The sequence below is a fragment of the Bacillus sp. FSL R10-2201 genome (assembly GCF_038008665.1).
Taxonomy (GTDB): domain Bacteria; phylum Bacillota; class Bacilli; order Bacillales; family Bacillaceae_G; genus Bacillus_A; species Bacillus_A mycoides.
Genome location: NZ_JBBOZP010000001.1, coordinates 878,975 through 901,130 on the forward strand (window position 1 = coordinate 878,975; position 22,156 = coordinate 901,130).

At 35.5% G+C, this 22,156-nt stretch carries 19 protein-coding genes; 13 read left to right on the plus strand and 6 right to left on the minus strand.

Annotation, left to right across the window (positions count from 1 at the left end; genetic code table 11):
• Positions 1 to 125: 125 nt before the first annotated feature.
• From NSQ69_RS04500 to NSQ69_RS04510, 3 genes are read left to right on the plus strand one after another with little or no spacing between them, the layout of a single operon-like run.
• Entirely contained in the window at positions 126 to 923 is a 798-nt protein-coding gene (locus NSQ69_RS04500) for an amino acid ABC transporter substrate-binding protein (protein WP_002010840.1), read from the plus strand.
• Positions 910 to 1,608, plus strand: a complete 699-nt coding sequence (locus NSQ69_RS04505; protein WP_033706449.1) for an amino acid ABC transporter permease — start codon at positions 910 to 912, stop codon at positions 1,606 to 1,608. The genes NSQ69_RS04500 and NSQ69_RS04505 overlap by 14 nt, the downstream gene beginning before the upstream one ends.
• A gap of 28 nt (positions 1,609 to 1,636) precedes the next feature.
• Positions 1,637 to 2,371, plus strand: a complete 735-nt coding sequence (locus tag NSQ69_RS04510; protein WP_002010843.1) for an amino acid ABC transporter ATP-binding protein — start codon at positions 1,637 to 1,639, stop codon at positions 2,369 to 2,371.
• A gap of 51 nt (positions 2,372 to 2,422) precedes the next feature.
• On the opposite strand, the gene sasP is transcribed toward NSQ69_RS04510, so the two are convergent.
• The gene (gene sasP, locus NSQ69_RS04515; protein ID WP_000013349.1) at positions 2,423 to 2,626 is read right to left on the minus strand and encodes a small acid-soluble spore protein, SasP family; all 204 of its coding nucleotides are present in this window, start codon (positions 2,624 to 2,626) and stop codon (positions 2,423 to 2,425) included.
• A gap of 489 nt (positions 2,627 to 3,115) precedes the next feature.
• Here sasP and NSQ69_RS04520 point away from each other — a divergent pair, with 489 nt between their 5' ends.
• Complete coding sequence (locus NSQ69_RS04520; protein WP_002186650.1) at positions 3,116 to 3,361, plus strand: hypothetical protein; 246 nt, start codon at positions 3,116 to 3,118, stop codon at positions 3,359 to 3,361.
• 16 nt (positions 3,362 to 3,377) lie between these two features.
• Here the strand turns inward: NSQ69_RS04520 and NSQ69_RS04525 are convergent, their stop codons facing one another.
• The gene (locus NSQ69_RS04525) at positions 3,378 to 4,838 is read right to left on the minus strand and encodes a YheC/YheD family endospore coat-associated protein (protein ID WP_003187554.1); all 1,461 of its coding nucleotides are present in this window, start codon (positions 4,836 to 4,838) and stop codon (positions 3,378 to 3,380) included.
• Positions 4,839 to 4,857: 19 nt separating this feature from the next.
• On the minus strand, positions 4,858 to 5,910 hold the full coding sequence (locus NSQ69_RS04530) for a YheC/YheD family protein (RefSeq protein ID WP_002010850.1): 1,053 nt from the start codon (positions 5,908 to 5,910) through the stop codon (positions 4,858 to 4,860).
• A 125-nt stretch (positions 5,911 to 6,035) separates the two neighbouring features.
• Here NSQ69_RS04530 and NSQ69_RS04535 point away from each other — a divergent pair, with 125 nt between their 5' ends.
• Positions 6,036 to 7,181 carry a DUF445 domain-containing protein gene (locus NSQ69_RS04535; RefSeq protein WP_002125510.1) on the plus strand — a complete coding sequence of 382 codons (1,146 nt, stop codon included), beginning with the start codon at positions 6,036 to 6,038 and terminating at the stop codon, positions 7,179 to 7,181.
• Positions 7,182 to 7,324: 143 nt separating this feature from the next.
• Positions 7,325 to 7,678: a YlbF/YmcA family competence regulator gene (locus NSQ69_RS04540; protein ID WP_002125511.1), complete on the plus strand. Its 354-nt coding sequence runs from the start codon at positions 7,325 to 7,327 to the stop codon at positions 7,676 to 7,678.
• 153 nt (positions 7,679 to 7,831) lie between these two features.
• Here NSQ69_RS04540 and NSQ69_RS04545 read toward each other — a convergent pair whose 3' ends face one another.
• Together NSQ69_RS04545 and NSQ69_RS04550 are read right to left on the minus strand one after the other, a co-directional pair.
• Positions 7,832 to 8,428, minus strand: coding sequence for an NDxxF motif lipoprotein (locus tag NSQ69_RS04545; RefSeq protein ID WP_033729794.1), 597 nt, complete (start codon positions 8,426 to 8,428; stop codon positions 7,832 to 7,834).
• 21 nt (positions 8,429 to 8,449) lie between these two features.
• Complete coding sequence (locus tag NSQ69_RS04550; protein WP_002125515.1) at positions 8,450 to 9,010, minus strand: HAAS signaling domain-containing protein; 561 nt, start codon at positions 9,008 to 9,010, stop codon at positions 8,450 to 8,452.
• 400 nt (positions 9,011 to 9,410) lie between these two features.
• On the opposite strand from NSQ69_RS04550, the gene alsS reads away from it, so the two are divergent.
• The 4 genes from alsS to NSQ69_RS04570 all read left to right on the plus strand — a co-directional run bounded on the left by alsS (position 9,411) and on the right by NSQ69_RS04570 (position 14,332).
• Complete coding sequence (alsS, locus tag NSQ69_RS04555) at positions 9,411 to 11,099, plus strand: acetolactate synthase AlsS (RefSeq protein ID WP_002125517.1); 1,689 nt, start codon at positions 9,411 to 9,413, stop codon at positions 11,097 to 11,099.
• Between the two features lie 16 nt (positions 11,100 to 11,115).
• A complete protein-coding gene (gene alsD / locus NSQ69_RS04560) occupies positions 11,116 to 11,874 on the plus strand; it encodes an alpha-acetolactate decarboxylase (protein ID WP_002125519.1) in 759 nt (252 codons plus the stop codon).
• 218 nt (positions 11,875 to 12,092) lie between these two features.
• A complete protein-coding gene (locus tag NSQ69_RS04565; protein ID WP_002125520.1) occupies positions 12,093 to 13,172 on the plus strand; it encodes a glycosyltransferase in 1,080 nt (359 codons plus the stop codon).
• Between the two features lie 50 nt (positions 13,173 to 13,222).
• Positions 13,223 to 14,332, plus strand: coding sequence for a glycosyltransferase (locus tag NSQ69_RS04570; RefSeq protein ID WP_087996581.1), 1,110 nt, complete (start codon positions 13,223 to 13,225; stop codon positions 14,330 to 14,332).
• Between the two features lie 179 nt (positions 14,333 to 14,511).
• Here NSQ69_RS04570 and NSQ69_RS04575 read toward each other — a convergent pair whose 3' ends face one another.
• The gene (locus NSQ69_RS04575) at positions 14,512 to 15,126 is read right to left on the minus strand and encodes a DNA-3-methyladenine glycosylase (RefSeq protein WP_103458479.1); all 615 of its coding nucleotides are present in this window, start codon (positions 15,124 to 15,126) and stop codon (positions 14,512 to 14,514) included.
• Positions 15,127 to 15,260: 134 nt separating this feature from the next.
• Between NSQ69_RS04575 and NSQ69_RS04580 the strand changes: the two genes are divergently transcribed.
• The 3 genes from NSQ69_RS04580 (at position 15,261) to NSQ69_RS04590 (ending at position 21,963) form a co-directional block, all read left to right on the plus strand.
• A complete protein-coding gene (locus NSQ69_RS04580) occupies positions 15,261 to 16,133 on the plus strand; it encodes a Cof-type HAD-IIB family hydrolase (protein ID WP_000640394.1) in 873 nt (290 codons plus the stop codon).
• Positions 16,134 to 16,554: 421 nt separating this feature from the next.
• Entirely contained in the window at positions 16,555 to 20,331 is a 3,777-nt protein-coding gene (locus NSQ69_RS04585) for an MSCRAMM family protein (RefSeq protein ID WP_341098958.1), read from the plus strand.
• Positions 20,332 to 20,472: 141 nt separating this feature from the next.
• Positions 20,473 to 21,963, plus strand: coding sequence for a coproporphyrinogen III oxidase (locus tag NSQ69_RS04590; protein WP_002010930.1), 1,491 nt, complete (start codon positions 20,473 to 20,475; stop codon positions 21,961 to 21,963).
• Positions 21,964 to 22,156 lie beyond the last annotated feature (193 nt).

The following is a 22,156-nucleotide window of genomic DNA, read 5'->3' on the forward strand; positions in this document are numbered from 1 at the left end:
TTTTGTTTGATTATGAAGAAAAAGGTTAAACTAAATAAGAACATTTTCATTGAAAAATTGTTCGAAATTGCATACAATCAATATAGTTTTTAAATTCCTATCAGAATACTTGGAGGACTACTATCATGAAAAAATTATTTTCAGTGCTTGCAGTAACTACATTAGCGATTGGGATTGTAGCGGGCTGCGGTAAAGAAGAGAAAAAAGATACAGCTAATCAAGATGCATTACAGAAGATAAAACAAAGCGGTGAGCTTGTAATTGGTACAGAAGGTACATATCCACCATTTACGTTCCACGATACAAACGATAAATTAACTGGGTTTGACGTTGAATTAGCAGAAGAAGTTGCAAAACGTTTAGGTGTAAAGCCTGTATTTAAAGAAACACAATGGGATAGCTTACTTGCAGGAATAGATGCAAAACGTTTCGACATGGTTGCGAACGAAGTTGGTATTCGTGAAGATCGCCAAAAGAAATATGACTTCTCTAGTCCATACATTTCTTCTTCAGCAGCATTAGTTGTTGCGAAAGATAAAGATAAACCTGCTACATTTGCTGACGTAAAAGGATTAAAAGCAGCGCAATCTTTAACGAGTAACTACGCAGATATTGCTAAGAAAAATGGTGCGGAAATCACAGGTGTAGAAGGATTTAGCCAAGCAGCAGAATTATTAAGTTCTGGCCGCGTTGATTTTACAATCAATGATAAATTATCAGTGTTAAACTATTTAGAAACGAAAAAAGATGCAAAAATTAAAATTGTAGATACAGAAAAAGAAGCGTCACAAAGTGGATTCTTATTCCGTAAAGGTAGCGACAAACTTGTACAAGAAGTAAATAAAGCGTTAGAAGATATGAAAAAAGATGGTACGTACGATAAAATAACGAAAAAATGGTTCGGTGAAAATGTATCTAAGTAGCGCATTGATGTCAGATCGATTGTCTACTTGGATAGATATTATGCAGACTTCCTTCGCGCCTATGCTGAAGGAAGCTGTCTTTACGACAATTCCGTTAACGCTTATTACATTTATTATCGGTATTATACTTGCGACGTTAACAGCGCTCGCACGTATTTCAGGTAGTCGTATTTTACAATGGATTGCTCGTATCTATGTATCTATCATTCGCGGAACGCCACTTCTTGTACAGTTATTTATTATTTTCTATGGTCTTCCAACTCTTAATATTGAAGTTGAGCCATATACAGCAGCAGTTATTGGATTTTCATTAAATGTAGGTGCATATGCATCTGAAATTATTCGTGCTTCTATCCTTTCAATCCCGAAAGGACAGTGGGAAGCGGCTTACACAATTGGGATGACATACCCGCAAGCATTGAAACGTGTTATTTTACCACAAGCAACACGCGTATCAATTCCGCCGCTTTCGAATACATTTATTAGTTTAGTGAAGGATACGTCATTAGCGTCGTTAATTTTAGTAACAGAAATGTTCCGAAAAGCGCAGGAAATTGCGGCAATGAACTATGAGTTTTTAATTGTTTATTTTGAAGCAGGTCTAATTTATTGGGTAATTTGCTTCTTATTATCTATCGTGCAACAAATATTAGAAAAACGTTCAGAACGTTATACTCTAAAATAACCCTTTCATAAAAGGAGTTTTTGTTTTTATGATTTCAATTCAACATTTACAAAAAAGTTTCGGAGATAATACCGTATTAAAACATATAGACTTATCAGTTGAGAAGGGCGAAGTGGTTGTTATTATCGGGCCATCTGGATCTGGTAAGACGACATTCTTACGTTGTCTCAACGTGTTAGAAACGCCGAACGCTGGTAACATTCGTATCGGCAATAAAGAGCTCGATTTCTCTCAAAAAGTATCGAAGAAAGATATTGTAAATCTTCGTACGCAAACAGGTATGGTATTCCAGCACCATAATCTATTTCCTCATTTAACAGCAATTCACAATGTAATGGAAGGGCTCGTTACAGTGAAAAAGATGGGGAAAGAAGAAGCGAAGAAAAAAGCAAACTATTTCCTTGAAAAAGTTGGTCTTGCGGATAAAGTAGACTTATATCCGTTCCAATTATCAGGTGGACAACAACAGCGCGTTGGAATCGCTCGTGCGCTTGCGATGGAGCCGGAAGTTTTACTATTTGATGAGCCAACGTCAGCACTTGATCCTGAGCTAGTTCAAGAAGTTTTAAAGGTTATGAAAGAACTTGCTAAAGAAGGAATGACGATGGTCATTGTAACGCATGAAATGCGCTTTGCTCATCAAATTGCGAACCGTGTTATTTTCATGGATGGCGGTGTCGTTGTCGAACAAGGTACACCGGAAGATGTATTTACAAATCCAAAAGAAGAACGAACGAAGAAGTTTTTACAAATGTTGCAATAAATTAAGGAAGGTCTCAGGGCATATGCCCTGAGACCTTTTTGCCATATATATTTATTTTTGGAATCCGCCAAGGCTTTGCTCAGCCATTGCAACTAAACGTTTTGTAATTTCTCCACCAACAGAACCGTTAGCGCGAGCCGTAGAATCTGCTCCTAATTGTACACCAAATTCTTGAGCGATTTCGTACTTCATTTGATCGATTGCTGCTGTTGCACCTGGTACTACTAATTGATTGTAAGAACTTTGGTTTGCCATAGGAATATATCCTCCTTAGAGTTATAAAAATTTTTTTGGTTGGACTAGCTGGATTTGAACCAGATTATCGCCCCGTTTGGCGCTAATCCATCGGTAATTAAGTTTGTACTCATAGTATGGATGTTACCTAGAAAGATATACAAAAAAATAATTTGTAAATTTTGTAAAAAACATTTCATCATTTCGTAAATTATGAAATAAGAGTAATCGTTGTATTTTTAAGAAAGAAGGCTAAACTAAGAGCGAAATCATATGCGTTTTTTTCTTTGTATAACCAGCTTGGCTTACTTAACTTATGATTTGTTAAAGTGAGACAAATTCCAGTTTAGTAAAATGAAAATTAAATCGGGAGCAACTGCATAGTTCTGTTTTAACCCAGGGTGGGCAGAAAAAGGAACTGACCGCGTCTATGCACGGCTAGATGCTCTCTTTAATCTAAAAAAGAGGCTTTTTAATTGTTTTTAAACGATAACGTATGGAGGAATCATGATGGGAATTTGCCCGCTTTGCAACGCGCTAGAATTACAAACATATTCTTGTCAAAATTGCCAAGGTATACTCCAAGATTATGGGAAAACTGTAGATTACATAGACGATTACAGTGCATATATGGATCAAGAATTATTAAGTGCAGTAGACGGTTTAACACATAATAATTCACAGGAGTATTGCAATCATGTTTTTTATTGCGGAGTATGTAATGTGGAAACAGAAGTTGTAGTGAAGCTCGTTTAAATAAAAAACTTCCACCTTATGAAGGAGGTGGAAGTTTTTGTTTTTGTATTTGTGAGTTAATCATAGGGGAAGGGATGTTTTCGGTATGTGACGAAGGACCTGATTTTATTTGTGACATTTTTTCTTTCGTGTCGCGCAAAGAGTGTTCAGTTAAATAGATGGCATATTCATAAAATAATTGGCGCGTAAGTTCACTTTGTTCTTTTAACTTTTCATCTTGGAATACAGTTCGCCCCGGTTTAGAATTTGCTTCAAATAGCCACGGGTTTTCCGTGGTGTCTAAACCAATGTCAAAACCAATTTCTCCAATGTTCCCGGTTACTTGCCCATCAAGTGCATAACTGATTTGTAAGGCTGTTTGTTTTAGTTTATTTTCAATTTGAACTTGCTTTGTTGAATCAGGAAATAGTTCCTGAAGTAATTTCGTATCACCGCCGCTATTTACATGAGTTGTTAAGCTACCTTTGCCGGCGATTTTTGCGACGATTGCACTGACTACCCAATTACCAAAATGGTTTTTATTTGTATGAATGCGAAAATCGACGGGTTGCCCTTCGAAGCGGAGCAGTGAGATACCTTGTTGTACGATAAACTTTTTTAAATCATGTCCTTTTAACACATGGTTAAGAAGGGCTTCTAATGATTGATACTTTCTTAGTTTGTTTTGTTCATTTTCACGATAACGACAATAGTAGCAATTATCAGTTTGAGAATAGAGTATTTGATGAATATTTCTTCCGAAGCTACCGTGTATTGGTTTCATATAAATGTACTTATACGTACCGAGAAGTCGTTCTACTTGTTCAAAATGTTGAAATACTTCTGTATTTGGTAAGAATGGTTTAATTGAATCTTCTTTCATTAAAAGTTGATGCACTTCCCATTTATTGAAAAATCCCGGATTAAACCACGGAATCCCATAGTCGCTTTCTAAACGTTTTTTTGCTCTTACGATAGGTTTGTAATTTTCTGCTTGCCGATTTGGTAATCGGTCGTAAATGACATTTGGTAAAGGGACTTTGTTTTTTACCCATTTTCCTTCTTGAAAGAAGTACCCTTCAATTGTTTCCTCTTCCCAGTTTATATGTTGAATGCCAAAGACAAATACAAATGGCTGCAATGTGAATGGTGGTGTTAATAACTCACTGAGAGAGATGGAACGACTTCCTAAAGGAGAATTAGAATCATCGTTAAAGCCAGTTGTGAAAATCCCGATTAATGGGCCGAAAACAATGGTTTGATTGTGTAAGAAGGCATGGATTGTTGCTGAATGCGGTAGTAAAAGATCGGCTGCAATCTGTTCGCCAATAATAATTTCTCGCGTGAATGAATAATGAATTTTAATATTCTCACATGTAATATAACGTAAGCCAAAGAAAAAGGATGTAATTGGTGGTGTAATAGAAAAAACGTAAGGTAAAGTAATACTATTTGGATGCTCATCTGAAATACTTAATGTATATATGTGCTCTTTCAACGGGGATTTCCTCCTTTCGTTATGGTGTAAATCGGCTAAACTTTAATGGACCATGAAAAATTTGTTCAGCCAGTTCGTCGTTGTACCTAGTATAAACATCGTAAGATGGCATCGTATTGACGTACATAAGCCAAATGGCACCTTTTTGATCCATAATGGTAGAAAGCTCTAGTTCAAATAATGAAGAATAGGACTGATCGAGTGTTTTAAACACTTCATTTACAACATCATGTAAAGCATCTTTTAATAATTGAACGCCAGTTGGAGAAAGTAAATATTTAATTTTAGAAAATGGATGTAACATAGAACGTTCTGTTGCTGAAAGTAAAAATTGTGCTGGGAATGAAGATTTTTGTATAAATTGACCGAGCACTTTCCAATTCTGTTCTTTATTTTTTTGCATAATGGTTCGAATATGAATCGGATATGATAGTTGATTTGGAGGTTGTAACATTGGATGAATCATATAACGGAATGAGTGTATGTTCGATTTGCACCATGATATAAATTTATCTGTTCGTTTGAATTGAGTAGAAGTATGATGTTGTTCATTTATTGTATCGATATGAAATGTTTTATTTTTGTAAGTGGCCCGATATAAATTTTCATTGGAGTGTATATTGATTGGTCTTATAATAATATCTCTTGTTTCTAGTAGTAATTTAAAAATTCCTTGTACTGTTCCTTTTATTATTTTTGGTACGTAAGGGGAAAGACGTTTATTAGTAAGAAAAAGATTGTGTAAATCGCTTGGGTTAATAAGTGTGTTGTTTAAAAAGGTAGTGGAAGAACGTTTGTGTAATGAATGAATAATCGCATTTGCTTGTTGGAATTCCTCATCCTCTTTGAAATGACAACGATCATATATATATGAAGGAATGGGAAAGGTTTGATCTATCCAATTTCCTGTATCTGTATCGTAAATAAGACCAGAAACAAGATCTGTCTTTGAATCAATGCTAAACGGTGTGAATTGGGCAACGACGTTATGATAAAGACGAGCTCGCTTAGCGATTTCGGTGTAATACGTTTGCTCGTGATGGAGCCCGGAAGTTAAAAGACCAAGAACCAACGAAATCACTCCTTTAGTAATAAGATGTTTGCATTATAGGCGAAGCTATATATTGCAAATACGTTTTTATACCATTATACTTTTGTCCGTATGATGATATGCTATAGTTTTGGAGAAGTGAAAGGTTGATTGTGATGAATATATGGTTAAATATGTTAATGACGACAGGGCTCGGGGCAATTATTGGAGGATACACAAATCATTTAGCGATAAAAATGTTATTTCGTCCTCATCGTCCGATTTATATTGGGAAGTTTCAGGTTCCATTTACGCCAGGGTTAATTCCGAAGCGCCGCGATGAGCTTGCTGTTCAATTAGGTAAAATGGTTGTAGACCATTTGTTAACACCAGAAGGAATCGGAAAAAAACTAACAAATAAAGATTTTCAAACCAGTTTAATTCGCTGGACACAAGTGGAAGTTGATAAAGTAATTACAAATGAACAGTCGTTACGGGATATGTTAGAAAAATGGAATTTAGAACATGTAGAAGAAGAGGCGATCGGGAAAATCGAACATGTTATTACAGAAAAAATTCATGCATTTTTAGCAGAGTACTATACATATACATGGGAACAGGCGTTACCTCATTCTGTTCATGAAAAAGTAGAGAATGCGATTCCGAATGTAGCATCTTTTATTTTAAAAAGAGGAATTAGCTTTTTGGAAAGTGAAGAAGGAAAGGAACGCCTTTCAAAAATGATTGATGACTTTTTCGCTTCCAGGGGAACGCTGCTTAACTTAGTTGGTATGTTTTTAGGGAATGTAAGTTTAGTTGATCGCGTGCAGCCGGAAGTCATTAAGTTTTTAGGACAAGATGGAACAGAGCGTCTGTTAACTGATGTACTGCAAAAAGAGTGGGAAAAGTTAAAAGGAAGAGACGTAAAAGAATTAGAAACGTTCGTAGAGAAAGAAATGATTGTGAACTCCATATTGTCAGCGGTTAAAGTAGAGGAAACAGTGAGTAGATTTTTAAATCAGTCTGTTCAGCAAGTATGTGAGCCAGTGCGAGAAACAATCGTTGGAAAAGTGGTCCCTAGCGCAGTAGAGAAAGGCTTGAAGTGGGGGACAGAAAATGTGGGAAGTATATTGGGAAATCTACAGCTTGCGGAAATTGTCCAGCAAGAAGTATCTACATTTTCAACAGAGAGACTAGAAGATCTCGTATTGTCCATTACAAAAAATGAGTTAAAAATGATTACATATTTAGGGGCGTTATTAGGAGGAACAATTGGATTTATTCAAGGGTTGTTACTCTTGTTCCTTAAGTAATAAAGATGGGTGCATAGAAATAAAAGTGAAATTTCTTCCCATCTCTTGCATAGTTTGATATGGTAGGAAGAGGTGCGTATGTAAATGCACTTAAAAGGCAGTGCGAGCGAAAAGCGCTAGCCTTCTAAAGGAGGAAAAATAAAATGACAAAAAACATTCATGATGTTGCATATGAATTACAAAAAACAATCGCTGAAAACGAAGATTTCCAAACATTAAAAGCAAGCTACGCAGCAGTACAAGGAGATGCAGAGTCAAAGAACTTATTCGAAGAGTTCCGCGCGATGCAACTTGGCTTACAACAAAAAATGATGCAAGGCCAAGAAATCACTGAAGAAGACAACCAAAAAGCACAAGAAGTTGTAGCTCGCATTCAACAAGATGCAAAAATCACAAAGTTAATGGAAACTGAGCAACGTTTAAACATCGTTATCACTGACGTTAACAAAATTATCATGAAGCCACTTGAAGAATTATATAGCGCGCAACAAGCGTAATGATAGAAGACGCTCCTAGTATGGGGGCGTTTTTTTGTGTAGGAAATTTGATAGTCCTTCCACAAAAAAATCCCCTTCAAAATAGCCATGTGTTAGTGACTGTTTTGAAGGGGATATATGATGTATCTTTCAATTTCTCTTTTACATATATAATTACTTGTTGAAATACTCAGTTCTAATATTTTTTTCTTTCAAAAACTTTTCAATTTCTTTTTGCTTCCTACCATTAACTTTCTCAAAGCGTTTTGTAAAAGAAAAATCAGTTTTGAATAAGTTACCATCTTGCGCGAGTTTGTCTAATTCGTCCTCTAGTTCTACTGAAAGTGCCGTAGATGCTGAAATAAAATCATGAATTTCCTTCGAAGGCTGTTTGTAATCATTGGGGATCGTATTGTTACTAATAAAATCATGGAAATTCGCATCATTTTGTTGCGCTAAATCTACTAGTTGCTTTAATTTCTCTCGGTCGGATTCCGTGACATTCTCGTCAGACATAGATGATGAAAGTGGAACGATGTTTTCGTCTAACTCTCCGCTATAATCTAAATAAGTTTTTATATTTTGTTTCATTTCGTTTTCGTTAATCGTTTCATTCTTTTTTGAGGAAGTGAATATAGTTTCTGGAATTTTTATCGTTACATCTTTAATAGATTGCACATCGTTTTCTTCCTTAGGTTGTGCACTGTTTGAACAAGCTGATAGAAATAAAATTGTAAGTAACATGAGTGAATATAAAGTATATTTCTTCATTTTAATCTCCTTTTTCATTCATTAGTATCTTTGTAAAACGGCTAAATTCCATTTTAAATACTTTACTAAAAGTGAGTATACATGTTTTATCATTTGGTAAGATATTACGGATATGAGTAAGCCGATGCAAAAAGCTATGAATACATTATAGACATTGGAATAACTGATTTGATGAAACCCGTTAAAAAATCCTAACCCTATTAATAAAATAGGTGAAATGATTAAGAATGGAGTGGCAATTATAAGTGCTAGAAGAATCGGTAATAGAAAGAGTAATAAGAAAAAGGCGATAATGATAAATATAAAGTTTAAAAAACTTAAGCTCATAACAGAAAATAGTGCGGTTATCATATTTTTGAAGCTTCGTTTATTGTCCGCGTTTTGTATTGCATAGGAAACATTAAGTTCTTTAGCAATAGTTTTAGGGTCTCCTAGTTTCCTGGAAATTTCTTCTTCAGATTTCCCATCCTGTTTAGCACTGATAAAATGAGTTTCATACTCTGAAATAATATCTTTCTTTTCTAAACTAGGCATATTCGGCAGGGAAGAACTAAGTTGTTCCAAAAATTCACTTTTGTTCATAACAATCACTTTCCTTTATAAAATGATGAATTACAGCTGAGAATCCTATCTTTTGAAAAGGGGGATACGAATTATAAGGTTCGTTCCAATTACTGGTTATTCCAATATTTACAAATATATCATTTAGTAGTGTTCTTTGCAAGGTACTATAATCTTATTAATACTGTGATTAGATGGAATTTTTTCGTGCATTTTTAGAGGAGATATAAAAATATTATTTTAGGATAAACAAAGGGTTGTAAGCGTATTCCTTAGAGGTTGTCAAAAAACTGTCAAATTCATATCGTTGGAAAAATAATGCATTTGTAATATAATGATAAATAATACTTCACCACATTAATTAACTAGGTGAAATTAAAAATCTTTATTACACACATTATGAAATAAAGGGATGATTAGTTTGAGTACAGGTGTAAAAGCAAACGACGTGAAAACAAAAACAAAAGGAGCAGATCTTGTTGTTGATTGTTTAATTAAACAAGGTGTTACACATGTTTTCGGTATTCCAGGAGCGAAGATTGATTCTGTATTTGATGTACTGCAAGAAAGAGGACCAGAGTTAATTGTTTGTCGTCATGAACAAAATGCAGCATTTATGGCAGCTGCCATTGGTAGATTAACAGGGAAACCGGGCGTATGTCTTGTAACTTCAGGACCAGGGACATCAAATTTAGCGACAGGTCTTGTTACTGCGAATGCGGAGAGTGATCCCGTTGTTGCTTTAGCTGGTGCAGTTCCGCGTACAGATCGATTAAAACGTACGCATCAATCTATGGATAATGCTGCATTATTCGAACCAATCACTAAATATAGCGTAGAAGTCGAGCATCCTGATAATGTACCAGAAGCACTTACTAATGCATTTCGAAGTGCTACTTCTACAAATCCAGGAGCAACACTTGTAAGTCTTCCGCAAGACGTTATGACTGCGGAAACGACAGTAGAATCTATCGGTGCGCTTTCTAAGCCACAGCTTGGAATCGCTCCCACAAATCATATTGAATACGTAGTAGAAAAAATAAAATCAGCAAAATTACCAGTTATTTTACTCGGTATGAGAGCAAGCACCAATGAAGTAACGAAAGCAGTTCGTGAGTTAATTGCTGGTACAGAACTTCCTGTTGTTGAAACGTATCAAGCAGCTGGTGCAATTTCACGTGAGTTAGAAGATCATTTCTTCGGCCGCGTTGGATTATTCCGTAACCAACCAGGTGATATTTTACTAGAAGAAGCGGATTTTGTTTTATCTATCGGCTATGACCCAATTGAGTATGATCCGAAATTCTGGAATAAACTTGGCGATAGAACAATTATTCACCTTGATGATCACCAAGCAGATATCGACCATGATTACCAACCAGAGCGTGAATTAATTGGCGATATCGCTTTAACTGTAAATAGCATTGCGGAGAAATTACCGAAGCTTGTATTAAATACGAAATCTGAAGCAGTTTTAGAACGATTACGCTCGAAATTATCAGAGCAAGCAGAAGTTCCAAATCGTGCTTCAGAAGGTGTTACGCATCCACTTCAAGTCATTCGTACACTTCGTTCTTTAATTAGTGACGATACAACCGTTACATGTGACATCGGTTCCCATTCTATTTGGATGGCAAGATGTTTCCGTTCTTATGAACCACGTAGACTATTATTTAGTAACGGTATGCAAACGTTAGGTGTTGCACTTCCTTGGGCAATTGCTGCTACTTTAGTTGAGCCGGGTAAAAAAGTTGTTTCAGTGTCAGGTGATGGTGGTTTCTTATTCTCTTCGATGGAGTTAGAAACAGCGGTACGTTTAAATGCACCGGTTGTACATCTCGTTTGGAGAGACGGTACATATGATATGGTTGCGTTCCAACAAATGATGAAATACGGTAGAACATCAGCTACAGAGTTTGGCGATGTTGATCTTGTGAAATATGCAGAAAGTTTTGGAGCAATAGGTCTTCGTGTCAATACACCAGACGAATTAGAAGGTGTATTGAGAGAAGCGTTAGAAGCAGAAGGTCCTGTCATTATTGATATTCCAATTGACTACCGTGACAACATTAAATTAAGCGAAAAATTATTACCAAACCAATTAAACTGATGGGGGCATGAGTGAGATGACTGTTGCGCAATTAATTGATATTGATGCAAAAAGAACGAAAATGAGTAATGAAGTATATCAAACATCTACAATGCTTGCGCTATTAGATGGTATATACGATGGTGTTATTAACTTTGAGGAACTGAAAGAACGTGGCGATTTTGGCATCGGTACATTTGATCAATTAGATGGTGAAATGATTGCGTTTGATAATGAGTTTTACCATTTACGTTCAGACGGTTCAGCGGAAAAAGTAGAACCGGAAGAAACAACACCTTTTGCGACTGTAACGTTTTTTGAAAAAGAAATGAGTTATACGGTAGAGCATCCGATGAATCGTGAAGAAGTGGAAGCATTATTACATGAGTTAATGCCAAGTAAAAACTTATTTTATGGTATTCGAATGGATGGAACGTTCCGTGAAGTTAGAACGAGAACTGTTCCAAGACAAGAAAAACCGTATACGCCGCTCGTTGAAGTGACGAAATCACAACCGATTTTTTCGTTTAAAGATACAGAAGGTACGCTAGCTGGATTTTGGACACCAGATTATGCGCAAGGTATTGGTGTAGCTGGTTTCCACTTACATTATATTGATGATGAAAGAAGCGGGGGAGGACATGTTTTCGACTATGTTGTAGAAAACTGTACGATCCAAATTTGTCAAAAAGCTCATATGCATTTAGCACTTCCTGAAACAGCTGATTTTATGGCGGCGGAATTATCAAGAGAAAACTTAGAGAATGATATTGCGACCGCGGAAGGTGCGGAGTAAAAAGGAATCGAAATTATGTATTCTCTATATAAAGAACCGAAGTCTTGTTCAGGCTTCGGTTTTTTTCATTGATTTGCAATCTTCGAGTGAAATTCCCCTATCCAATTTCACTGCACCGCCTCATTATGTTTCTTTTGTAAAATGAAAACTCAATTTTGAAGCAAAAGAAATATAAATTTCTCTCCAAACATATACATCAAAAGGATAGGGGGGATATGATGGAAAACTCCATTACTATTAGTTTATGCATGATTGTAAAAGATGAAGAACAAACTATATCAAAATGCTTAGAATCGGTTAAAAGTGTTGTGGATGAAATTATTATTGTAGATACAGGTTCCACAGATGCTACAAAAGAAATTGTGAAGAAGTACGACGCGAAAGTTTATGATTTTCAATGGATTGAAGATTTTTCAGCGGCACGAAACTTTGCGTTTTCTAAAGCTACAAAAGAATATATTCTTTGGCTAGACGCAGATGACATAATAGATACGGAAGATATAAAGAAATTGTTGCAGTTAAAACATACGTTAGATCGTAGTACGGATGCAGTATCTATGAAATATTATTTAACTTTTGATATAGAAGGAAATCCAACACATTCTTTAAGGAGATATCGATTAGTCAACAGAAGTAAAAATTTTCAATGGTATGGATTTGTTCATGAATATTTAGAGGTGTATGGAAATCTTATAAATAGTGACGTAGGGGTAAGTCATAAAAAGGAAAAAGCATATACTAATCGTAATTTGAAAATATATGAAAAACATCTTGAGAGTGGAAAAGAGTTTAGCCCCCGCGATGTGTACTATTATGCAAATGAATGTAAGGATCACAGATTATTTGATAAGGCTGTTAAGGGGTATTCTAGGTTTTTAGATGAAGAAAAGGGTTGGGTTGAAGATAACATTCAAGCATGTTTAAAAAGAGCCGAATGTTATTTAGAATTGGGGGACTTAAAAAAATCTATACAGTCTTGTTTGCAATCATTTACGTATGACACGCCTAGAGGAGAACTTTGTTGCCACTTAGGACGTGTATTTTTGCAACAAGGGGAATATTCTAAAGCGATATATTGGTACCATGCAGCAATTGACGGGCCACGACCAAAGGATTCGCCGTTTGTCCGAGAAGAGTGTCATACATGGTTGCCGCATATTCAACTATGTATTTGTTATGATCGAATAAAAGAATATGAAAAGGCAATTTATCATAACGAACAAGCTGCACTGTTCATACCTAATAATCCGAGCATTGAATATAATAGAAAATATTTTGATAGTTTATCGGAAAAATAATATTTAATAATACTAGATAATCATTTTGGCTGCTGAGAGGAGTTTGATTCATGCTCACAAGTATAATTATATTGACTCATAATCAATTACAGTATACAAAAGAATGCATCCAAAGTATTAGAACTTATACAGTGGAACAAGAGTATGAGTTAATAGTTGTGGACAACGCGTCAACAGATGGTACTGTAGAATGGTTACAAAAACAATCGGATATTATGCTAGTGGAAAATGCGGAGAATATGGGTTTTCCAAAGGGATGCAATCAGGGAATTAAAGAGGCAAAAGGTGACAATATTCTATTATTGAATAATGATGTGGTCGTAACTGAAAATTGGCTAAGCAACTTAATTCGGTGTTTATATGAAAGTAAGGATACTGGAGCGGTAGGGCCCATAACTAATAATGCCGCTTACTATACTGCTATACCAACCTTTTATAAAGATATTGAAGGAATGCAGAAGTTTGCAACTTTATATAATCAAAGTGATAAAAATAAATGGGAAGAACGTATGAAATTAATCGGATTCTGTATGCTTATAAAAAAATCAGTGTTAGATGAAGTTGGATTATTAGATGAACGATTTACACCGGGGAATTATGAAGATGATGATTTGTCACTAAGAATGTTTGAAAAAGGATATAAACTGTATTTATGTAAAGATACATTTATTCATCACTACGGAAGTGTCTCATGGAAAGAAGATAGTATGAAATTTTCTGTAGTTTTACATGAAAATAATATAAAATTGTATGAAAAATGGGGGTTTTATGGTGAAAGTTTATACATTCATTATGATTTACTAGCAATTGTAGATCGATTTGCGCCTGATAAAGTGAATATTCTTCATATAGGAGCTGGATGTGGTGCAACTTTATTAGAAATGAAAAGGCGTTACCCGGCAGTTTCCATATTTGGAGCAGAAATTAATGAAAAAGCAGCAGCTCTTGCAAATAGGGTAGCTCCTACAACTTCTGCTGAGTATGACAAGTTACATGAGGTATTTACAGATGAAAAATTCCAGTACATTTTGTTATCACATCCTATTGAGCCAGCGAAATTACCGCAGGTCATACAATCTATGTCACAACTTTTAACGCCAACAGGAACTTTCATTATGTCGAAATTCAATTTGGATAATTATTATGCATTAAAAAAATAATGCTTTTAAGATTTTCTCTTTGGAGATGAGCTGTATTTGGCAATGTTGGAGGAACAACGGTTTCTTTTATAGAAACAAAACCGAAATCCGAGCCCGGATTTCGGCTTTTCGACGTGTGATGAATTACGAAAAAAGAGCTATCCTATAAGTTGGTTTCACTTACTTATAGGATAGCTTCTTTATTTTGAAACAAACGGATGCTTTTCATAATAAAACCGCCATGGATAGTGAACGGCTTCTTCTGCATAATCAATATTAATACGAGGGCCAGCTATTATGTTATGTGTGGATGATAAATGGTCTTCTTCCGGAACTAGCTCAATATGTAACGTATCACTTTGAAGTGATACGCCGCGCTCTTCTAAAGTGATTCCGAGCGCGCGGCATAGTTTTCCGGGGCCATTTGTTAAGTTTTTATACTGAGCTTTCGTAATGTCAGTTTTGTTGTAGCGCGCTAGTTTCATGTCTTCGATTCCATCTACAGGTTCAAGGGCACGAATGAGAACTCCTTGCGGGGTGCCGATTGGTGCTGTAATTACGTTAAAGCAATGGTACATGCCGTAAATTAAATATACGTAAGCATGTCCGGGTGCACCGAACATTACTTCTGTTCGATCAGTCCGTCTGCCTCCGTAACTATGAGCGGCCTTATCATCTGGACCTTTGTATGCTTCTACTTCTACAATAAAACCGCTCCGCTTTATGCCGTCTACAATATGAACGAGTTTATGTCCGAGTAACTTCTTTGCGACCTCTAACGTATCGCCTTCATAAAAAGAAGGAGGTGCCTGCATTGTACTATCTCCTTTGCCAGTTGTATATGTATATAGTAAACCAAATTTTCAGTAGTAATTCTAACTCGTTCTATTTACTACATTTATTTCATAAATTATGGATAGAGTACAACAGCGAAGAGGGGGAGTGCGACATGATTTATCGCTTACTAGCTCTTAATATAGATGGGACACTACTATACAACAACGGAAAAATCGCAAAAGGGATACGAGAAACAATTGACTTTGTGAAAAGAAAAGATGTATACGTTACATTATTTACGAATCGTAATTTTCAATCTGCTCATAAAATAGCGAAGGCGTTAAAATTAGATTCTATATTAGTTACGCATGGCGGTGCTTTCGTTTCAGCATCGTTAGATAAGCCGTTCGCTCAAAGGAGATTATCTGAAGAGAAAACCTTTAATATTGTGCAAGTGTTAGAGCATTTTGATTGTAATGTTCGCATTTCTCATGAACGATATTCAATTGGGAATCGTGAGAGAAATACACCAAACTTAATTGCGCGTACTGTATTATCAAGCGCAGATCCATTATTTTATCCGGTTCAATTTGTAGATTCGCTAGGGGATGCACTGCGTGATCATCCAGTAGCTGCACCAAAAATTGATATTGTTTTCCATACGAAAGGTGAAAAAGAAAGAGGGATGAATACGTTAAAAAAGGCATTTCAAGATGTAGAGTACGTCGAGTGTGATGAAAGACATATAGAAATTCTCCCTCAAAATGTATCAAAACTACGTGGTTTACAATTACTTGGGGAGCATTTAAATATTAACCTTAGTGAAATGGTTGCGATTGGAGATAGCGTAGAAGACTTAGAGGTAATTGAAAATGTTGGGCTTGGGGTAGCGATGGGGAACGCTCCTGTAGAATTAAAGCAAGCGGCGGACTGGATTACACGTTCTAATACTGAGAACGGCGTAGAGTACATGATTAAAGAGCATTTTCGTAAGCAATTCCCGCTTCCTTTTTTAAAGAATCATAAACATACACCGAAACGATGAAAGAAAAACGTAGCTTTTTGGCTACGTTTTTTTGTCGACTTTATTTGAAAAGTTTAAATCAATATTCCAATAAGAAATGAAAGCGTTTCAGGCGAGGAATTGTGTCTGTAATCCATACAATTCACTTGAATACTTTAGAAAACTGTTGTAGAGTGGATGATGTTGCCAAAATAGTTACACCACATGAAATATTCTTCGAGTTAATTTTATTGAGCTCCCGTACGTAAAAACACTTCAGCATGTTAGTTTAGTTCACGTATTATCTCAAAAATGAATTGTAGTAGTTTCGCCAATTAGTTGTAGAGCTTCTTTGTTTTATTTAAATGGATTATTTGTAAATTAGTATGAATAGGTTTTAAGTACATCTGAAATGTACTTCTTGTTATAAGTTTTTGAAATTTGAAAAGGGGGAATGAATTTCTTGAGGAAATCATTAAGTCAAAAAGTAAAAAAGATATGCAGTAGTTTTATAATTATATTGTTAGTATGTATGAATTTTTTAATCCATTTACCGTATAAAGCGGAGGCAGCTACAACAGAATTAAAAGGTTTAGGCGATACATCTTATTATAACGCAATCATTTTTGGTGATCATAGTGCAACGAGTGCGGATATTGAGGGTGCGATGGCTGTTCAAAAGAACATGAACGCATCAAGTTATACAGTCGTAGCGGCTGCAACTGGAGCAAACAACTTAGCTGGAGCAACATGGAAAGATGAAGGATATCCATCATTATTACTAGGTGGTCAATTTACGAAAGCGGGAGCAGGACAAGTAATCATTCAAGATGGAACAGTGGCGATGACAAAAGATGGTGACCCAGAAGGTGCAATGAAGTCATCTTATGACCGTATCTCTTATAAAGAGCAAGCAGAGATTGATGCCAAGTTCAAAGAATTTAGAAAAGACGTTGATGGTGTAATTGGAAATGCGAGTCAATTACATACTGATAAACCAAAACCTAATATGAGTTTTGGCATCGGAGAGGATGTAAACAATCCTAATATTTATGTTTCTTCAGGCTTAACAGGAAAGAAAACATTTGATGTAAAAGATGTTTATCTTCCGAATGTAAATAACAAAGACTTTATTGTTATTTATTCAGACGCAGAAGAAGTGAATTTTGGTAGCGGTGCAATTTTGTACGATACGAAAAATACTGGGATGGCAACAGACTTAATTAATACATCACAAGCATATGATCCTAATTCACCTTTTACTGAGTTAGCTAGTAAAGTAATTTGGGCGTTTCCGAATGCTACAAAAATATCAACAAAAGGATATGGCGTAGTAGGAAGTGTATTTGCTCCAAATGCTGTTGTAGAGACAAAGGGTGGTTCTATTAATGGACAAGCCTATGTTGGGGGATTACACCAAAGAGATGGGTTTGAGGTTCACAATTTTAAATTTAACTGGCCGAAATGGAAAAATCCATCAGTTGAAAAAGGAAATTTACAAATTAAAAAAGTTGATGCAAACGATGAAAACATTGTTTTAAAAGATGCAAAATTTGATGTTATAGACAAAGACAATAATGTTGTAGCTACTGTTACAACGAATGAAAAGGGTATTGCTGAAGTCAAGGATTTACCACTTGGTGACTATTTTGTAAAAGAAATAAGTGCACCAGAAGGATATATAAAAGTTGATACACCAGTAAAAGTAACAATTAATGGTACAAACGTAATTGAAATTGTTATGAAGAATACGAAAAAAGTAGAGAATGGTCAATTTAAATTGTTGAAAAAAGATAGTGAATCTGGTCAACTTCTACCAGGTGCAAAATTTGATGTTATAGATAAAGATGGAAATGTTGTTGAAACAATTATTACAGATGGTAAAGGTGCAGCTTTATCAAAACAACTTCCAGTTGGAACATATACATTAAAAGAAGTTGAAGCACCAAAAGGTTATGAACTATCATCTAGCTCAGTTCGTGTTGATGTAGCTGCTAATAAAACAGTGACTGTAGATGTGTTGAATAAAAAAATCGCTGAAAAAGCTACAGGCCAATTTGAAATCGTAAAAGTAGATGCGAATGATAAAACGAAGCTATTATCGGACGCAGAGTTTGAAGTGTATAAAGATGGTGAAAAAATAGATACATTACGAACAGATAGAACAGGTAAAGTAATCTCTAAGAAATTAGAACCAGGAAAATACACGTTAAAAGAAACGAAAGCACCAAAAGGATATAAATTACTAAAAGAAGAAATTGAAGTCGTTGTGGAAGCAAACAAAGTAGTACAAGTACAAGTAGAAAATGCGAAAGAACTAGGAAGCTTACAAGTAATCAAAAAGGATGCAGAGAGTGGAAAAGTTCTAGAAGGCGCAGAATTCAGACTGAAAAACGAAAATGGTCAAGTAGTTGGAGAAGCGAAAACAACAAATAAAGATGGTGTTGTGACATTCGAAAACTTAGTGCCAGGTAAGTATACGCTAGAAGAAACGAAAGCGCCAGAAGGCTACAAAGCGGTAGAATTAAAAGTGGAAGTAAATGTTGTAGCAAATGAAGTAGTAAAACAGGAAGTAATGAACGAAAAAGTTCTGGGTCAATTTGAAATCGTAAAAGTAGATGCGAATGATAAAACGAAGCTATTATCAGATGCAGAATTTACTGTGTATAAAGATGGTAAAAAGGTAGCAGAGTTGAAAACTGATGAGAGTGGAAAAGCGATGTTACCGAAATTACCATTAGGTGAATACACAGTGAAAGAAACGAAAGCACCAGCAGGTTACAAGATTTCAAATAAAGAATGGAAAGTAACAATTCAAAATGAGAAAGAAGTAGTAAAAGTAGAGGCAGAAAATGAAAAACTCTTGGGCTCTCTACAAATTATTAAAACAGATGATAAAGATCAAGTGGAACGTTTAGCAGGCGCAGTATTTACATTGAAAGATGCTAAAGGAAATGTTGTAAAAGAAAAAATTACAACAGATAAGTCTGGAACGGTTAAAGTAGAAGGACTAGTACCGGGTGAGTATATGTTAGAAGAAACAAAAGCACCAGAAGGTTATGAGTTAACAAAACAAGTAATTCATGTAACAGTCGACGGTGAAAAAGTTGTTGATGTAAAAGTAACGAATAGTAAGAGCCTTGGTCAATTTGAAATCGTAAAAGTAGATGCAAACGATAAAACGAAGCTTTTATCAGACGCAGAATTTGAAGTGTATAAAGATGGTAAGAAAGTAGAGATGTTACAAACAGATAAAACAGGTAAAGTCATCTCTGGAAAATTAGAACCAGGAAAATACACGTTAAAAGAAACGAAAGCACCAAAAGGATATAAATTACTAAAAGAAGAAATTGAAGTCGTTGTGGAAGCAAACAAAGTAGTACAAGTACAAGTAGAAAATGCGAAAGAACTAGGAAGCTTACAAGTAATCAAAAAGGATGCAGAGAGTGGAAAAGTTCTAGAAGGCGCAGAATTCAGACTAAAAAACGAAAATGGTCAAGTAGTTGGAGAAGCGAAAACAACGAATAAAGATGGTGTTGTGACATTCGAAAACTTAGTGCCAGGTAAGTATACGTTAGAAGAAACGAAAGCGCCAGAAGGCTACAAAGCGGTAGAAGTTACAGTAAAAGTAAATGTTGTAGCAAATGAAGTAGCAAAACAAGAAGTATTGAATGAAAAAGTGAAAGAAAAAATCACAGGTCGAGTAGAAATTACAAAGATAGATGCTAATGATACAGATAAAAAATTAGAAGGTGCAGTGTTTGAAATTCTGAAAGACGGAATAAAAATAGACACATTAACATCAGATAAAAATGGTAAAGCAACTTCGAAGAAACTGGAACCAGGAGATTACGTTTTAAAAGAAGTCCAGGCTCCAGAAGGATATAATTTATCTGATAAGGGAATTGAATTTACGATTTCTAATGAGAAAGTAGAAGTTATAAAGCTTCAAATTACCAATGAAAAAGAAACAGGAAAAGGTCCAGAGAAACCAGGTGGAGAGACAGAAACACCAGGTGGAGAGACAGAAACACCAGGTGAAGGAATAGAAAAGCCAGGTGAAGGAACAGAAAGCCCAGGCGAAGAAGTAGAAAAGCCTAACTTACCAGAAAAAGAACAAGGCGGTTCTAATAATCAAAAACTTCCAGCTACAGGGCATAATACGGATTACCTTCCATTTATAGGTGTAATTCTGGTGTTATTAGGAATACGTTTAAGATTTATGATTAAAAATAGCTAATAGGTTTATAAAAGGCATAAGAGAAATGTTATCTCTTATGCCTTTAAATTTTTAATAGAAGAAATAAGGTAAAACCTTCTGTATTGACCTTCAAACGCCCTTCAAGTAAACTAAAGAGAGTTTGCAAATGAAAAGGTGATAATGTTGTTAATTTCAATTAAAACGTTACAAGATGATCGTTTTTTACGTCCGCTACAAAATATTGGCGGTTTATTTTTTGAAGAGAGCACGATAGGGTTTGAGAAAGAAGAAGCAAATCTTATCGTTGATATACAGATAGAAGGTAATGTGACAGCATCGGCTCGTTTAACAGATGTTGCAACCGGAAATGTATATGAAGAAACATTCGCAAAAGATTTATCTGCTTTCACAGAAGAAAAAGAACGTATGAAGCAAGTGAAACATGTTGTTTCTTACGTATATCTTTCTGTACTTCAACAGCTAACTGGACTTGAACAGAGCTGGGGAATATTAACTGGGGTACGCCCAACGAAACTTCTTCACAAACTACTTCAAAATGGTATGTCAAAAGAAGAAGCGCATAAAGAACTTCGTGAAAGTTATTTAATTCATGAAGAGAAAATTGAACTTCTTCAGCGTATTGTTGATTGCCAATTAGCGGTTGTTCCAGATTTATACCGCTTGAAAGAAGAAGTAAGTATTTACATCGGTATTCCGTTTTGTCCTACAAAATGTGCGTACTGTACGTTCCCGGCTTATGCAATTAACGGACGCCAAGGATCAGTTGATTCGTTCTTAGGCGGGTTACATTATGAAGTTCGTGAAATTGGTAAGTTTTTAAAAGAAAAAGGTGTTACAGTTACGACGATTTATTACGGCGGCGGTACACCGACGAGTATTACAGCAGAAGAGATGGATATGTTGTATGAAGAAATGTACCAAGCTTTCCCTGATGTGAAAGATGTACGTGAAGTAACAGTTGAGGCAGGTCGCCCAGATACGATCACACCAGCAAAGCTAGAAGTGTTAAATAAATGGAACATTGACCGTATTAGTATTAATCCGCAGTCATACCACCAAGAAACACTAAAAGCAATTGGACGTCATCACACTGTAGAAGAAACGATTGAGAAGTATCATTTAGCACGTGAAATGGGAATGAACAATATTAATATGGATTTAATTATTGGTCTTCCTGGTGAAGGATTAGACATCTTTAAGCATACGTTAGATGAAACAGAAAAGTTAATGCCAGAATCGTTAACAGTTCATACGTTATCATTTAAACGTGCTTCTGAAATGACGCAAAACAAACGTAAATATAAAGTAGCAGGTCGCGAAGAAATTACTGCGATGATGCATGAGGCGGAAGAGTGGACGAAGAACCATAATTACGTGCCATACTATTTATATCGTCAAAAAAATATTTTAGGTAACTTAGAAAACGTTGGGTATGCAATACCGACGCAAGAAAGTATCTACAATATTGTTATTATGGAAGAAGTACAATCGATTATCGGACTTGGTTGCGGGGCATCAAGTAAATTTGTTCACCCACAAACAGGAGCAATTACACACTTTGCGAATCCGAAAGATCCAAAATCATATAACGATGGCTTCGTGAAATATACAGAAGATAAACTGAAAATTTTAGAAGAGCTATTCGTGTAAGAAGAAGGGGGTTGTTCCGATTTGGAACAGCCTCTTTTTATATTGTCAGTTTTTGTCGGTAAGTCGATATATTCGAAAAATAGCTGATATAAATTGAGTTGCGTTCGATATATTCAAAAAACCGCCGATATAATTTCATTTACCATCAAACGGTCCATATGTAAAACTATGTCGATAATAATCAGAAAAATTA

Excerpts from the sequence above, each read along its gene's own strand:
- NSQ69_RS04500 (WP_002010840.1), top strand. The coding sequence starts at position 126 with ATGAAAAAATTATTTTCAGTGCTTGCAGTAACTACATTAGCGATTGGG.
- NSQ69_RS04505 (WP_033706449.1), top strand. The coding sequence starts at position 910 with ATGTATCTAAGTAGCGCATTGATGTCAGATCGATTGTCTACTTGGATA.
- NSQ69_RS04510 (WP_002010843.1), top strand. The coding sequence starts at position 1,637 with ATGATTTCAATTCAACATTTACAAAAAAGTTTCGGAGATAATACCGTA.
- sasP (WP_000013349.1), bottom strand. The coding sequence starts at position 2,626 with ATGGCAAACCAAAGTTCTTACAATCAATTAGTAGTACCAGGTGCAACA.
- NSQ69_RS04520 (WP_002186650.1), top strand. The coding sequence starts at position 3,116 with ATGGGAATTTGCCCGCTTTGCAACGCGCTAGAATTACAAACATATTCT.
- NSQ69_RS04540 (WP_002125511.1), top strand. The coding sequence starts at position 7,325 with ATGACAAAAAACATTCATGATGTTGCATATGAATTACAAAAAACAATC.
- NSQ69_RS04545 (WP_033729794.1), bottom strand. The coding sequence starts at position 8,428 with ATGAAGAAATATACTTTATATTCACTCATGTTACTTACAATTTTATTT.
- NSQ69_RS04550 (WP_002125515.1), bottom strand. The coding sequence starts at position 9,010 with ATGAACAAAAGTGAATTTTTGGAACAACTTAGTTCTTCCCTGCCGAAT.
- alsD (WP_002125519.1), top strand. The coding sequence starts at position 11,116 with ATGACTGTTGCGCAATTAATTGATATTGATGCAAAAAGAACGAAAATG.
- NSQ69_RS04565 (WP_002125520.1), top strand. The coding sequence starts at position 12,093 with ATGGAAAACTCCATTACTATTAGTTTATGCATGATTGTAAAAGATGAA.
- NSQ69_RS04570 (WP_087996581.1), top strand. The coding sequence starts at position 13,223 with ATGCTCACAAGTATAATTATATTGACTCATAATCAATTACAGTATACA.
- NSQ69_RS04575 (WP_103458479.1), bottom strand. The coding sequence starts at position 15,126 with ATGCAGGCACCTCCTTCTTTTTATGAAGGCGATACGTTAGAGGTCGCA.
- NSQ69_RS04580 (WP_000640394.1), top strand. The coding sequence starts at position 15,261 with ATGATTTATCGCTTACTAGCTCTTAATATAGATGGGACACTACTATAC.
- NSQ69_RS04590 (WP_002010930.1), top strand. The coding sequence starts at position 20,473 with ATGTTGTTAATTTCAATTAAAACGTTACAAGATGATCGTTTTTTACGT.